The following is a 488-nucleotide window of genomic DNA, read 5'->3' as shown; positions in this document are numbered from 1 at the left end:
GGGCATTTTTATAGAAAATGACGGTAATTCAATTGCATTCAATGAGACACCTGGCCATGGGCATGATGCCGTCTTTTCCATGAGTTCGGGTCAGCTTTCAGCACTTGTTTTATCATTTACGCTCGCGCTTAACCAGCGGTACGCGAAACACACTCTGTTGCTCGTAGACGATCCTGTCCAGACGCTGGATGAAATCAATGTGGCAGGCTTCGTCGAGTTACTACGCACTGAATTCCAAGATCGTCAGATAATTATGTCAACGCATGAAGACCGTATGTCGGCTTATTTTCGTTATAAATACAAGAAATTTGGTATGTCAGCAGGAAGGATAAATTTCATGGAGGCTGCACGTTCAGGCATTGATAGTCGATAAGTTAAAAATGCCGCCTTCATAGAAGGCGGCGCTTATTTAAGCCCGCTATGAAATTCACACAGATTGTTTTAAGTTATGTCCGCTTCTGGCTGTGAGTTCAACTGATGGATGCAAC

1 protein-coding gene is annotated in these 488 nt (G+C 43.9%); it reads left to right on the top strand.

Annotated features, from left to right (window positions below; genetic code table 11):
- Positions 1–373 (top strand): ATP-binding cassette domain-containing protein (locus tag J1785_RS00250; RefSeq protein ID WP_274388840.1); only part of this gene is annotated, 373 nt, incomplete at its 5' end.
- Positions 374–488: the final 115 nt, after the last annotated feature.

Origin of the sequence: Rahnella perminowiae (assembly GCF_019049755.1) — a bacterium.
Classification (GTDB): domain Bacteria; phylum Pseudomonadota; class Gammaproteobacteria; order Enterobacterales; family Enterobacteriaceae; genus Rahnella; species Rahnella perminowiae.
This window is presented reverse-complemented; position numbering and strand designations above follow the sequence as displayed.